General features: G+C 36.1%; 10 protein-coding genes and 1 pseudogene (1 of these 11 running past the window's edge). 3 read left to right on the top strand and 8 right to left on the bottom strand.

Translation table 11 applies throughout. The features are described from left to right. Nucleotides 1-34, bottom strand: a pseudogene (locus HMPREF9073_RS06390); it reaches 56 nt to the left of the window's first position. A 79-nt stretch (nt 35-113) separates the two neighbouring features. Further along, nucleotides 114-908 (bottom strand): hypothetical protein, encoded by a 795-nt coding sequence (locus tag HMPREF9073_RS06385; protein ID WP_009413168.1) that lies wholly within the window; start codon nt 906-908, stop codon nt 114-116. Nucleotides 909-1,204: 296 nt separating this feature from the next. Between HMPREF9073_RS06385 and HMPREF9073_RS06380 the strand changes: the two genes are divergently transcribed. Then, nucleotides 1,205-3,583 carry a thiamine pyrophosphate-dependent enzyme gene (locus HMPREF9073_RS06380; RefSeq protein ID WP_009413167.1) on the top strand — a complete coding sequence of 793 codons (2,379 nt, stop codon included), beginning with the start codon at nt 1,205-1,207 and terminating at the stop codon, nt 3,581-3,583. Between the two features lie 50 nt (nt 3,584-3,633). On the opposite strand, the gene HMPREF9073_RS06375 is transcribed toward HMPREF9073_RS06380, so the two are convergent. Then, a complete protein-coding gene (locus HMPREF9073_RS06375) occupies nt 3,634-4,017 on the bottom strand; it encodes an RNA-binding S4 domain-containing protein (RefSeq protein WP_002678233.1) in 384 nt (127 codons plus the stop codon). 86 nt (nt 4,018-4,103) lie between these two features. Here HMPREF9073_RS06375 and HMPREF9073_RS06370 point away from each other — a divergent pair, with 86 nt between their 5' ends. Both HMPREF9073_RS06370 and HMPREF9073_RS06365 read left to right on the top strand, forming a co-directional pair. After that, nucleotides 4,104-4,940 carry an FKBP-type peptidyl-prolyl cis-trans isomerase gene (locus tag HMPREF9073_RS06370; RefSeq protein WP_009413166.1) on the top strand — a complete coding sequence of 279 codons (837 nt, stop codon included), beginning with the start codon at nt 4,104-4,106 and terminating at the stop codon, nt 4,938-4,940. 1 nt (nt 4,941) lies between these two features. Continuing rightward, nucleotides 4,942-5,646 (top strand): phosphatidylcholine/phosphatidylserine synthase, encoded by a 705-nt coding sequence (locus HMPREF9073_RS06365; RefSeq protein WP_034555531.1) that lies wholly within the window; start codon nt 4,942-4,944, stop codon nt 5,644-5,646. On the opposite strand, the gene HMPREF9073_RS06360 is transcribed toward HMPREF9073_RS06365, so the two are convergent. The 5 genes from HMPREF9073_RS06360 to HMPREF9073_RS06340 form a co-directional block, all read right to left on the bottom strand. Next, on the bottom strand, nt 5,632-7,542 hold the full coding sequence (locus HMPREF9073_RS06360; protein WP_009413164.1) for a ComEC/Rec2 family competence protein: 1,911 nt from the start codon (nt 7,540-7,542) through the stop codon (nt 5,632-5,634). The genes HMPREF9073_RS06365 and HMPREF9073_RS06360 overlap by 15 nt on opposite strands. Continuing rightward, a complete protein-coding gene (locus HMPREF9073_RS06355) occupies nt 7,539-8,417 on the bottom strand; it encodes a C40 family peptidase (RefSeq protein ID WP_009413163.1) in 879 nt (292 codons plus the stop codon). The genes HMPREF9073_RS06360 and HMPREF9073_RS06355 overlap by 4 nt, the downstream gene beginning before the upstream one ends. Nucleotides 8,418-8,427: 10 nt before the next feature. Further along, nucleotides 8,428-10,971: an ATP-dependent Clp protease ATP-binding subunit gene (locus HMPREF9073_RS06350; protein ID WP_009413162.1), complete on the bottom strand. Its 2,544-nt coding sequence runs from the start codon at nt 10,969-10,971 to the stop codon at nt 8,428-8,430. A gap of 98 nt (nt 10,972-11,069) precedes the next feature. Beyond that, nucleotides 11,070-12,968, bottom strand: coding sequence for an ATP-dependent DNA helicase RecQ (locus HMPREF9073_RS06345; protein ID WP_009413161.1), 1,899 nt, complete (start codon nt 12,966-12,968; stop codon nt 11,070-11,072). Nucleotides 12,969-12,972: 4 nt separating this feature from the next. Continuing rightward, nucleotides 12,973-13,743, bottom strand: a complete 771-nt coding sequence (locus HMPREF9073_RS06340; protein WP_009413160.1) for an endonuclease I family protein — start codon at nt 13,741-13,743, stop codon at nt 12,973-12,975. Between the last annotated feature and the right edge of the window lie 20 nt (nt 13,744-13,763).

Below are 13,763 nucleotides of genomic sequence, written 5' to 3'. Positions count from 1 at the left end.
GGCAGATGCTCTGAACCAGCTGAGCTAAGAACCCTTATGTTTTTAAATCGGGTGCAAAGGTACTACTTTTTTTGAAACCTCCAAATTTTTTTATGAAAAAAGTGAAAAAATATTTATTCTTTTAGCATAAACTCGTACTCTAATCGGTTGAAGTTAGTAATCATATAGGGTACTTTATTCCATTCACTTTCAGGCTTATTGTCATTGTAATTCTCGCGTACTGTATAAATGTTTTTGCCATTAAATCTCTTTCGGGTTACTCCTACAAAATAATAAGCGTCACCGCTCCAACAGCCCTTGATTTTAGGAAAATAGAGTACCAAAGTACGTCGTTTTGTAGGGCAATGGTAAATTACGTGTTTGTGTGTTGCCTCTATAAGCTCATAAACATCACTGAATTGATAATTTTCCATACACCCCGATTGTTCTTCATGAAAAGGGAGTGAATCGGGGAATATAATATTTTTTTCATTTGTTAGACGAAAACTCACTTCGGTAGTATAACAATCAGGAGCTCCACAATCAAAAGTGTGAAGGTTGAAAGGCAAATGCACTTTGATACTGTCCTTAGTAGTCTTAGCGAATCCTTGTAAGTAAAACTCTTCTAAACAGGTATTTTTTAGAATACTATATTTCATTTGGTGCAAAACTAATTTTCGTACAGCTCTTTGGTAACTCTCGTAGTCCTCACCGTATTTTTCTTGCAAGATTTTTAACAAGCTATCGTTTTTCGAGAGTTTAGGTTTGAGGTTAGAGGGGGTAGTTTCTGTAACAACAGAGCTATCAATAGGCATAAGAATAGTAGTACTACTTTTAGTAGTATCACTCTTTTGTATAGTAATAGTTTTTTGCTGTTGGCAACTCACCAACAGTATTACAAAAACGGAAAGAAGAATTGTATATTTCATTTGGCAAAGATATGAAATAATTGAAAATTAACAATTGACAATTGAGGTCATTATATTATTTTTATATAAGAGCTTTTGTATCAGTGTCTTTTGTGTAGTTAGATAATGATTTCTTTGTAATTTTTCTTTTTGTAGAGCAACACATTAGTATATATAACTATCACTAAAATTGAAAATTAAAATACTTTTCTTTTGTTTACTTTTAAAAAAGTATTACATTTGCGCAATATTTTTATTCAAACAAAAAAACCACTCTATATTAATTTTTTAAAAAACTATTAAAAGAGGATAAACCGATGAAAAAAGAAAATATTTTAGAAGACTATGGCATCGCTGTTCTCAGTAGAGAATGCAGCTTGATGGGAAGAAAAGAAGTGCTTACAGGTAAAGCCAAATTTGGTATTTTTGGAGAAGGGAAAGAAGTGCCTCAAGTAGCTTTGGCAAGAGCTTTTCAAGATGGTGATTTTAGGAGCGGTTATTATCGCGATCAAACACTTATGATGGCTCTCGGCGTGCATACTGTTGAGAATTTCTTTGCAGGGATATATGCACACGCTGACATAGAGGCAGACCCTACCAGTGCTGGACGCCAAATGGGGGGGCACTTTGCTACCCATAGTTTAGATAACGAAGGACATTGGAAAGATTTATTAAAACAAAAAAATAGCAGTAGTGATATATCGTGTACTGCTGGTCAAATGCCTCGATTGTTAGGTTTAGCACAAGCCTCTAAAGTTTATCGCAACTTACCTAATGCAGAAAGTAAAGGATTCTCAAACCACGGAAACGAAATAGCTTGGGGGACTATTGGTAATGCGAGTACCAGCGAAGGGCACTTTTTTGAAATCCTTAATGCGGCAGGAGTAATGCAAGTACCCTTAGTAATGTCGGTTTGGGATGATGAGTATGGTATTTCAGTTCCTAAAGAATATCACACTATTAAACAAAGTATTTCAGAAGCGTTAAAAGGTTTTGTGCGCGATAAAAAACACAAAGGGTTTGAACTATTTGTTGCTAATGGTTGGGATTATCCTACTTTGTATGACATTTACCAAAAGGCAGCTAAAATAGCCCGTGAGGAACATATACCTGTATTAGTACACGTGAAAGAACTTACTCAACCTCAAGGGCACTCAACTTCAGGCTCACACGAGCGTTACAAAAGTGCTGAACGACTTCAGTGGGAAAAAGATTTTGACTGTATTGCCAAAATGCGCAAATGGATTTTAGCTGAAAAATACGCTACTGAAGAAGAATTAGTAGCTATAGAACAACAGGCTAAGAAACGCGTGAATGAAGGCAAGAAAAAGGCTTGGGAAGCTTATATTAAGCCTATTGAACAAGAAAGAAAAGAACTTGTTGTTCTTCTCTCCTCATTGTTAGCCAATACGAACGATAACACTATAAAAGAAAGAGTAGAGAGTTTATCAAAATCTCTTTTGGAAGTAGCTTTACCTAATCGCAAAGATGTGTTGAGTAGTGCGAGAAAAGCCTTGAGATTGTTATTACCAGAGGGTGAAAACAAAATATTTCCTTTACAAGAATGGATAAAGAAGTATATAAAGGAAAATGAGCCTAAATATAGTCGATTTCTCCACACAGAGAATGAACAAAATCCTATTCACATAGCAGAGGTGCTTCCTACTTATGACACATCAAAAGAACTTGTAGATGGGCGTATTGTGTTGAGAGAGAATTTCGATGCTTTGCTTACTAAATATCCTAATCTTTTGATATTTGGTGAAGATGTAGGTAATATAGGCGATGTAAATCAAGGGTTAGAAGGTTTGCAAAAGAAACACGGAGCTGTAAAAGTAGCTGATACGAGTATTCGTGAAACAGCTATAGTGGGACAAGGTATAGGTATGGCAATGCGAGGTTTGCGTCCGATTGCTGAAATTCAGTATTTAGACTATATTCTTTATGGATTACAAACACTAAGTGATGATTTAGCCAGTCTGCACTATCGCACTTTTGGTAAGCAAATGGCACCTCTTATTATCAGAACGAGAGGGCATCGTTTACAAGGTATTTGGCACGCGGGTTCACCTATGGGTGTATTGTTAGCTTCTTTAAGAGGGATGTACATTCTTACCCCACGTAATATGGTGAAAGCAGCGGGCTTCTACAATACACTCTTGGAGGGTAATCAACCAGCTGTAGTGGTGGAATGCCTCAATGGTTATCGCTTGAAAGAAGCGTTGCCTAGTAATCTCACTGAGTTTAAGACTCCTATAGGGGTAGTAGAAACACTTCGTGAAGGAAAAGATATTACTGTAGTATCTTACGGGTCTACTTTGCGTATCGTGTGTGAGGTTGCTGATGAATTGGCTGCCTTGGGTATTGATATTGAAATTATTGATGTACAATCATTAGCGCCATTTGATGTACGTCACGATATAGTGAAGAGCATACAGAAAACCAATAGACTATTAGTAGTTGATGAAGATATGCCTGGGGCTACTTCGGCATATATTTTACAGAAAATTTTGGAAGAACAAAATGCTTATCAGTATTTAGATAGTGCACCACAAACCTTGGCGGCAGGTAACCACCGTCCTGCTTATGCAACTGATGGTGATTATTTCTCTAAACCTAATGCCGATAGCATCATTGAGAAGATATACAGTATAATGCACGAAGTTAATCCTGCAAAATACCCTACATTGTTGTAGTATTATATTTTTCACTTTGTCAAAGTTTTAGGACTTTGACAAAGTGAATTTCAATCGTCATCTTCTTGAAAATCATTTAAGAGATTATCAATAGCACGGCGATCTTTTTTAGTAGGGCGACCTTCTCCTTTTTCGCGGTAATAGTCCTGAGCGAGTTTTTGTATTTCGGCTTGCTCAAAAGCTTCAGGAGGTGTGTTATCTTGACGATAAAGGTCTACTAACTTAGCCCCCACACGGCTTTCGGGGATGTCTAAAACCTCTAATTGGTAGTTGATTTGGTTTTTACGCACTACTATTTGGTCGTTTTTATAAATCTCACGTGAAGGTTTTACTGTTTCGCCATTTACTTTGATGTGACCTTTTTTACAAGCTTCAGTAGCAATATTACGTGTTTTGAAGTAACGTACACACCATAAATATTTATCAATTCGCATTCTTTTATAATTTTAAAAATAACAATAAGGTGCAAAAGTAAGAAATAATTTGTATCTTGCGCCCCAAAAATAAGACAATATTTTATATGACAAACAAAATTCTATTTAGCATCAGTGTAATAGCTCTGCTATTAACTATAGGTTGTAAGAAAAATGACAGTTCTAATGTAACACCACCAAGAGATGTTACAGAAGTGAGGAATGAAAACAATCAAGCTATTGAAACATTCTTAAAAACACATACTTACACATATTCAGCTACGGCAGCTATTTCGGATGCTGTTACTTTTACAAGTACAACTAATGTTTCACAATCCATTTTTAACAATAGTAATTTGAAGAAAATGGAATTAGATGTATTTGATGCCAATAACAATCGCATTCGTCATACTTTGTACTATATGGTATTACAAGAAGGTACTAGTACCCATACCACTTCTATTGCCGACTCGGTATATGTAAACTATAAAGGTCAGTTACTCAACTTGACAGTATTTGATGAGACTACTACTCAATCAGCATCTAATTGGATGGATTTACTGGGAAATATTGTTACCAATCGTCCTTCAGGTACTATCAGAGGATTTAGAGAAGGAGTAGCTCAGTTAAAGCCATCAGTGACCAAACTCACACAAAATTCTGATGGTACACTTACCGCTCCTACCGATGGAGGGGTAGGAATGTTCTTCATTCCATCAGGTTTAGGTTACTTTAATAACAGTCAGGCAAAAATACCAGCTTATTCACCTTTAATTTTTACAGTAAGACTTATTGCTGCTCGTCACGCTGATCACGATCACGATGGCAAACCTTCTAAAGATGAAATCGTACGTGATAACTATGGAGTGGTTACTTATCCTGATTGCGATGAGAAGAAAGACCAATCATATCTTCCAGATTATTTAGATGCCGATTGTAAGTAAAATGAAAAAGCATATCCCTAATTTAATTACTTTAGGAAACCTCTTTTGCGGAACTGTAGCGATTGTTTTTGCTGTGAGAGGGGCACTTGATTGGGCTGCTCTCTTTGTAGCGATAGGTATTTTCCTTGATTTTTTTGACGGTTTTTTTGCCCGTTTGCTACACGTGAAATCAGAAATGGGATTGCAGTTAGATTCTTTAGCTGATATGGTTACCTCAGGAGTAGTACCAGGTGTTGCGATGTTTCAGTTGTTTAACCAAAGTAGTTACGTAGTAGAAAATCCAACAACTTGGGTAGCCTACTTACCTTATATAGGTTTTCTTATCACTTTGGCATCAGCCTATCGATTGGCGAATTTTAATATAGATACGCGGCAAACTTCTGGTTTTATAGGGCTTCCTACTCCAGCTAATACAATGTTTATCCTTTCTCTACCGCTTATAATGCAATACCAATCAACTGAACTATTTGATAGTTTATTGCATAATAGTTGGGTTTTATTAGGAATTACATTGTTGAGTGCATATTTACTGAATGCTGAAATAGCCCTCTTTGCATTGAAGTTCAGTGATTATTCATTTAAGAATAATGCATTGAAGTATGTATTTTTAGCACTTTGTGTTATTCTACTTGTAAGTTTAAAAATGATTGCTATTCCTATAATCATTTTATTGTATATTATTCTTTCCTTACTACCTAAGCGATAAATCCCGCTTCATTCTATCTAAATTGATTTTAGGTTTTTGTAAGAAGATAACACTATCAATAACTACTTGCTTGGATTTTGGGTATACTCCTAAACTATCCATTAGCAAGTAGTTTTTTTGTTTGAAGCGCAATATATAGGGCATTTTGTAAAGTGTAATATCACTAATGCCTTTGTTTTTAATGTAGTTGTTTATCATTGGGTTGATAGAAGTTGTATCGACCTGATAGATACTCAGCTTATTACCTTGCCTAATAGTGATTATCTTATCTTTATACTTGCTAAATACTAACATTTCTTCGGTAGTTTCCAATTGGTATTTGTGATAGAAAAGTACTCCCTGAAACAAAAGTACAGAAACGAGAAGAGCTACCAATACTTTATATTTCCTATAATGTACAAAGATGATGAGTATCAGTACTATTACTAAAGAAGAAAGAAGTAGGGGAGTTGTGAAAGGTATATTGCGTATGATAAACATTTCTTGGTGTGCGATAAAAGCTACTAAAATGTTCATCAGAGTTATTAATTTTTCTAAGATAAAAATTATAGGGTAAGGCAAAATACCTAAAATTCCCAAACATAGAGCAATGATACCTCCTATAAGTATAGGTTGTAACAAAGGTACTACTACCAAGTTAGCAACAAAGAACAAAATAGGAAATTGATGAAAATAGTACAAACTGATGGGCAAAACAACTATTTGAGCAGATAATCCTACTAAAAATAAAGACCAAATCCATCGGATGTATTTATTTTCAGGTTGCCACCATTTGCGCATTACAGGGTAGAATTTCATTATAGAAAATACAGCTGCATAACTCAACTGGAAGCCTACATCATATAAATAATAAGGATTGATAAGCAACAAAAATAACATTGAGAGCATTAAAGCATCGAATCTCCCTTGTTTTCGGCGTATAAGGGTACCCAACCCTACAAAACTAAACATTATAGTTGCTCTCAATACAGAAGGAGAAGCCCCAGCCATTAAAGCAAAAGTCCACAATCCTGCTAACAAGATGAAGTATCGCAATGGGCGATAAAATCCCAAATTAGGCATTTTTTGCAGTAGTAATAGAAGTATAGCCGTGATAATTCCGACGTGCAAGCCCGAAATAGCTAAAATATGTACTGCACCAGCATCTACATATTGTTGATAAATATTTTCATCTAAATCACTACGTTTTCCTAAGAGTAATGTATTTAAGAGAGCGGCAGACTCGCGATTGAAATTTTGATTGATTATAGCAGTTAGATGAGAACGCATTTTTTCAATATCTCCCATAAAATCTACTGTATTATTTTTAACAATAGAAAACGCTATTACTTCTACCCGACCAAATACCCCTTTTCGTTCCATATATCGTTTATAATTAAATTGATATGGATTTTTAGGGGGAGATAAGGGCGTGTATTTTCCTATAAAAATTAATCTATCGGTTGGAGCTAATGCATTTACATCATCGGTAATTGTTTTAGAAGGGAAAAAACACAAGATTTTTCCTTCGGTATTGTTGTGGTTTGCCGTTAAGAGGTTAGCTTTAAAAGTAGTACCATAATTGGTTTGTGAAATGATTTCTATTACCTCGGCTTCTAAGGTGTAATATTCATTGGTATTTAGTTTTTGTGTGTAATGTTTAGGGTTATAAGTAGGAGTGTGAAGGTACGTTATTAACATACCTACAGCTACAGAAGTGAGACCTATGTGGAATATAATTCCGCGACGAAAAGCATATCGCTTGGTAGCTAATAGGTAATGTATTGTTAGGGTAGCTAACAAACACAGACTACTGCTTATAACAAACAAAAAAGAGGGAGCTATTATATCGGTAATAGCAATCCCTCCTATGAGTCCAAATAATATAGTTAATATGGGAATATTTACGAATCTCACATCACACGTTTTGCCATACGAAAGGCTTTTTTGTAATAAGCATCACTTAATGAAGATATTACGACCCCTCTTTTAGAGGAAGAATGAATGAACTTCACATCACCATCTACATCTACTACCATACCAACGTGAGAAATTCTATTTCGGCGAGTAGTTTTGAAGAATAATAAATCACCTACTTGTACATTTTCTAAGCGTATTTTCCGTCCTTGGGTAGCCATTTCTTGTGAAGAACGAGAGAGAGGTACAGCGATAGATTTGAAAGTAGTACTTACAAAGCCAGAACAGTCCATTCCTTTACGAGAGACTCCTCCGTGGCGGTAAGGAGTTCCTAAGTAAGAAAAAGCAGTGTCGAGCAATATTTTTTGTTGTTTAGTATCAACTTTACTTTTTGATAGAGCAGGAAGAGCGATATCAGTATTATCTACGATTTCTTCTTCATCAAGGAGTTCTTCTTCATCTAAATCATCATCTAAATTTTCTTCAGTAATAGCTATATTTTCAGCGTATTGTTGGCTTATTTTTTTAGGAGTATACCTCTTACTTCTCGAAGCTACTGCACGTCCTCTTACAGGAGTTTTTCTTTTAGCGGCTACTGCTCTTCTGTTTTTTGCTACGGCTTTCTTTTTAGCACTATGGCTTGCTACCCTATGTTTAGGAGGTGTTTTTTTACCTTTAGCAGTAGAGGCTACTACCTTAGTTTTTCCTTTTTTAGGAGGACTATAAGTTTTCTTTTTAGGTTTTTTACTTGCTATCAGAGTATTCTCAGCGCTTACTTTCACAGTAGTACTCTTTTCATTTTTTTGTATGCTTTCTGTAAAAGAAGAAAAGCAAAATAGTAGTGTAAATAGTCCTAAAAGTCTTAAAATGTACATAAATAAGGGGTTATAAAGTTATTAAATTAGTGTTCTTTTCAGTAATAAGGAGGTTTTCACCTTTTTCATCTAAATCGAATATGATGCTGTCACCTGCGTGTATTTGGTTAGATACGATTTCTTCAGCCAAGGGGTCTTCAATATATTTTTGTATAGCGCGTTTTAGAGGGCGTGCTCCATACTGTTTGTCGTAACCTTTATCGGCTATAAAGTTTTTAGCTTTTTCACTCAGTTCTACGTGGTAACCTAAATCGTTGATACGAGAATAAAGTTTAGAGAGTTCAATATCAATAATTTTGAAGATGTCTTCTTTACTGAGAGGGTTGAAAGTGATGACATCGTCGATACGATTGAGGAACTCGGGTGCAAATACTTTTTTCAAGGCATTTTCAACGATTGATTTTTCATTAGCCTCAGATTGAGCCAATCGTGCAGAAGTACCAAAACCGACACCTTGTCCGAATTCTTTTACTTGGCGGGCGCCTATGTTAGATGTCATAATGATGATGGTATTTCTAAAGTCGATTTTTCGTCCTAAGCTATCGGTTAGGAAGCCATCGTCTAACACTTGCAAAAGCATATTGAAAACATCGGGGTGAGCTTTCTCGATTTCGTCTAAGAGTACTACAGAGTAAGGTTTGCGGCGTATTTTTTCGGTAAGTTGTCCACCTTCTTCATATCCGATATATCCTGGAGGTGCTCCTATGAGTCGAGAGATAGAGAATTTTTCCATATACTCACTCATATCGATACGCACCATAGCATCTTCAGAGTCAAAAAGTTCTTTGGAGAGAACTTTGGCAAGTTGAGTTTTTCCAACACCTGTTTGTCCTAAGAAAATAAAGGAACCTATAGGTTTATTAGGATCTTTGAGACCTGTGCGATTGCGTTTAATAGATTTTACGACTTTTTCTATAGCTTCGTCTTGTCCTATGATTTTAGATTTCATAGCGTCAGATAAGCCAGAGAGTTTGTTAATTTCAGTTTGAGCGATTCTATTCACGGGGATGCCACTCATCATAGAAACGACATCGGCGATATGTTCGGCAGTTACAGTGTCTCGGTGTAGTTTAGAATCCTCGTCCCATCGTTTGTTGAGATCTATTAATGATTTTTCGATGTGTTTTTCGTTATCGCGAAGGCGTGCAGCTTCTTCAAACTGTTGACGAGAAACGGCTCTATTTTTGGCTTGTGTAGCTTGTTCTAATCGTTCTTCTACGTCTAAAATATATTGAGGTACTTTTACCTGCATAATATGTATTCGCGCTCCGGCTTCGTCTAAGGCATCAAGAGCTTTATCAGGTAAATAGCGATCGGTGAGATAGCGATTGGTAAGCTTTACGCAAGCTTCGATAGCATCTTCGGTATAAATTACATTGTGGTGTTCTTCGTATTTAGCTTTGATATTTTGAAGAATCTGAATGGTTTCGTCTACACTGGTAGGTTCTACTAATACTTTTTGGAATCGGCGTTCTAAAGCGCCATCTTTTTCGATAGACTGTCGGTATTCGTCTAAGGTAGTAGCTCCAATACATTGTATTTCGCCTCTTGCCAAGGCAGGTTTGAACATATTAGAGGCATCTAAACTTCCTGAAGCTCCTCCAGCGCCCACTAAGGTGTGGATTTCGTCTATAAAAAGAATGATGTCTCTATTTTTTTCGAGTTCATTCATTATTGCTTTGAGGCGTTCTTCAAACTGACCTCGGTATTTTGTACCAGCTACTAAAGAGGCTAAATCGAGAGTTACAACACGTTTGTTATACAATATGCGTGCCACTTTTCTTTGTACGATGCGCAAAGCTAACCCTTCAGCGATAGCACTTTTTCCTACGCCAGGTTCACCGATGAGGATAGGGTTGTTTTTTTTGCGGCGGCTCAATATTTGAGATACGCGTTCTATTTCTTTATCTCGCCCTACGACAGGGTCTAATTGTCCTTGTTCAGCAAGTGTGGTTAGGTCTCTACCGAAATTATCTAATACTGTATTTTTTCGTTGATTGTACTGTCCTTGCCCTTGTAGATTTCTATTGTTTCTACTTTCGTGGGGCAAGCGATAGTCTCTATCGTATTCATCAACCTCATTAGTAGGCATTGTGGGAGTAACAAGTTTTGAATTATTGTCCTCTATAGGTTGAAAGCTGTCGCGTGCTGTTTCGTAGTTTAGGCCTAATTTATTGAAAACTTTTGTAGTAGGGTCATTTTCGTTGCGTAAAATACTCAATAGTAAATGAGCGGTATTTATCACATCAGATTGCATTCTTTTAGCTTCTAAATATGTAGCTTGCATTGCTCTTTCGGCTTGCACGGTAAAGTGAACAGCGTTAAAATTAGGAGGATTGAGACCGCGCGCTGAAGTAAGGGTATGGATGTTTTGCCTAAGTCTTTCCATATCGATATTTAAGTTGTGTAACAAATTGATAGCACTACCTTCATTTTCTTGAAGTATTGCTAATATGAAATGCTCAGTGCCCACAGTAGATTGCCCTAAACGTACTGCTTCTTCTTTGCTATATGTAAATATTCTTTTAACTCTTGGTGAAAAGTTATCGTTCATAGTAAAAATCTTCTTTTGTATTAAAACCAAATAATATGGATAAAACACGGCAAAATTAGTAAATAAATATGATAAAACAAAATCTTATTAAAAATATTTTATTTTAAGCACAATTCATTAAAAATGTTGAACGTTATTTTTTTCATTGCAAAAAGTTCGTCTAAGACAGTGTTAATCTGCTGAACAGAGTAGGGTAGTGTATTTATTAAATCGTTGCAATTAAAAGATTTAGAAGATAATAATTGAAGGATATCAGCCTCTATTTTTTGTTTATTGGTTTTAGGGGAGTGCATTTGAGTAACACAATTAGAACATATACCACAAGGTTTCGCATTTTTCTCGCCAAAATACTCTAATAAGAATATACTTCGGCAAGTATTTTCATCTTCCAAGTATTGATATACTTTGTTTTGCAATAATCGTTTGGAGTGGTTATACTCTTTGATGTGTTTGCCAATGCTATTGATTGTGCGATCATCGTCGCGAGGCACGTTGAAAATGATTTGTATATCGGCAGTTTCACATTTTAAAACGCCTATTCCATCGTTGTGCAGAGTTTCTAAATACCCCATAATTTCTTTGTGAGATTTTTCGGTACGTTCCATCAATTTAGCCATTTCTAACTCTACTGGGAAGTGAAATATCAGTTCGTAGCACCTCATAAGATAAATAGTAATGTTTTTGATATACCGATGAGTAGTTATATACTTCACTAATTGTTCGGGGGTAGCTTTCATTTGGAAAGTAACTTTGTTGTAGAAATGGTGGTTGAAGGAAATGATAGAAAATCTATCTAATACTTGTAAAGCGTTATAAGTTTTTAAAGGCAATAAATTGTAGCGTTTACAAAAATCGGGGAATAGGAAGCTATAGGTATTTTCGGTACCTTCTCCTATGGCTATTTGGAAGTAGCTATTGAGTTTACTGTAAACGATTTTTAGATAAGGAATGTCTATAAGATATTCATTTAGAAGTTTTTCGGCATTTTTTATATCTACCTCATTGTAGAAAACGATGGCCTCGGCGGGGTTACCATCTCTACCTGCTCTACCTGCTTCTTGGAAATAATCTTCTAAGGTTTGAGGGATATCCCAATGAATCACCCAGCGGACATCGGGTTTGTCGATTCCCATACCAAAGGCGTTTGTAGCTACCATTACACGTACGTCGTTTAGCAACCACATACTCAGTTTGTTATTTTTTTCTTCAGCGGGGATCCCGCCGTGAAAATAAGTAGCTGAAATATTGTGGTTTTCTAATAAACGCGCCAATTGTACACAACCATTTCTACTTCGCAAATATATAATAGCTGTACCTTCGGTTGTTCTTAGCAGTTGTAAAAGGTGATGAAATTTGCTTTTTACTTTATATACTTTGTAAGCTATATTAGGGCGAGCTAAAGAAGTACTGATTACATTTGCTTTCTCGATGCCTAATTGATGTAAAATATCTTGTTGTACTTGAAGGGTAGCAGAAGCTGTGAGAGCTAATAAAGGTATATTAGGGAATTGTTCTTTGAGCCATTTACACTGTAAATAAGCAGGGCGGAAGTCCTTGCCCCAGAGCGATACGCAATGAGCTTCATCTATCACTATTAGATTAATAGGCATTACTTTGAGGTAATTACGTACGACTTCCTGTTGCAGACGTTCAGGAGAAAGGTATAAGAATTTGTATTGCCCATAGAGAGCGTTGTTTAGCAGGCGTTCTAACTCGGGGTAGGAGAGACCTCCGGCTAATGATAATGCACGTATTTCTCTGTTTTTAAGCGCTTCAACTTGGTCGGTCATCAGAGCTATCAATGGAGAGACCACTATACATATACCTTTGCGCATCATAGCGGGTACTTGAAAAGTAATAGATTTTCCTCCACCTGTAGGCAATAAGGCTAAGGTATCATTACCTTCTAAAACCGATTTGATCACGGCTTCTTGAGAGTTGCGAAAATTATCGTATCCCCAATATTTTTTTAGTGTGTATAGAGGTTCATTTTCCATAGTATTACTCTTGGTAATTTTTGTAAGCAGCGCGTGCTAATTGAGGAAAATCGATAAACGGATTGCGGTTGCCTTGGGCTTGTTCAATTACATTGTTGCGTTGGCGTTCGAGGTCGGAAACAGGATCGTCATCATTCCATTTTAAAAGTGTTTCGATACCTCCTATTACAATTTTATTATCGATTTTATCGTTATAGCGCAAATTGATATACATAATCATTCGAGCGACATCACCTTTCCACTCATCGCCAGGATACCAAGCGCTATTGATACGTCCAGCTCTTCCGGATCCATTGGTAAAAGGTATATTTCCTCTACTGCTATTAAGTTTACTATCACAAGCTTTTAGATGATGTAAATCACCTTTGGCATCTCCATTACTATATTTTGATTGAGGGAAAATATGTTCGGTGTTGAAAGTTTGAGGTTTATAATTATTATTACCACTCTTATATTCTCTCCAATAGCGCTCTTCGCCGGTGTAGACCAATACTACATATTCAGGATTTTTAAGGCTAGCGTCGGCTTTGTAGAGGTACTTATGACGATCATAATAACTTAAGAAATTAGTATGTTTGCTGATGGTAAGTACTGCTAAATCATCGTACAAAGCTTTTCCATTTTTAGTAAAAAGAATTCCTTTGTAATAATTTTGTAGTGCTTTTGGTACTGTAATATTGCTATTAGGAGGGGCAACGGGATGTTCTTGAGCTTGTTCTTTGCTATTGCAAGCTAACAAGAATGTTGTGAATAATAAAATGTAAAGTTTTTTCATTTGTATTTAGTTTTAAGTTA

The organism is Capnocytophaga sp. oral taxon 326 str. F0382 (genome assembly GCF_000318295.1).
Lineage (GTDB): Bacteria > Bacteroidota > Bacteroidia > Flavobacteriales > Flavobacteriaceae > Capnocytophaga > Capnocytophaga periodontitidis.
Note: the sequence above shows the minus strand (reverse complement) of the source record. Positions and strands in the feature narration are given on the sequence as shown.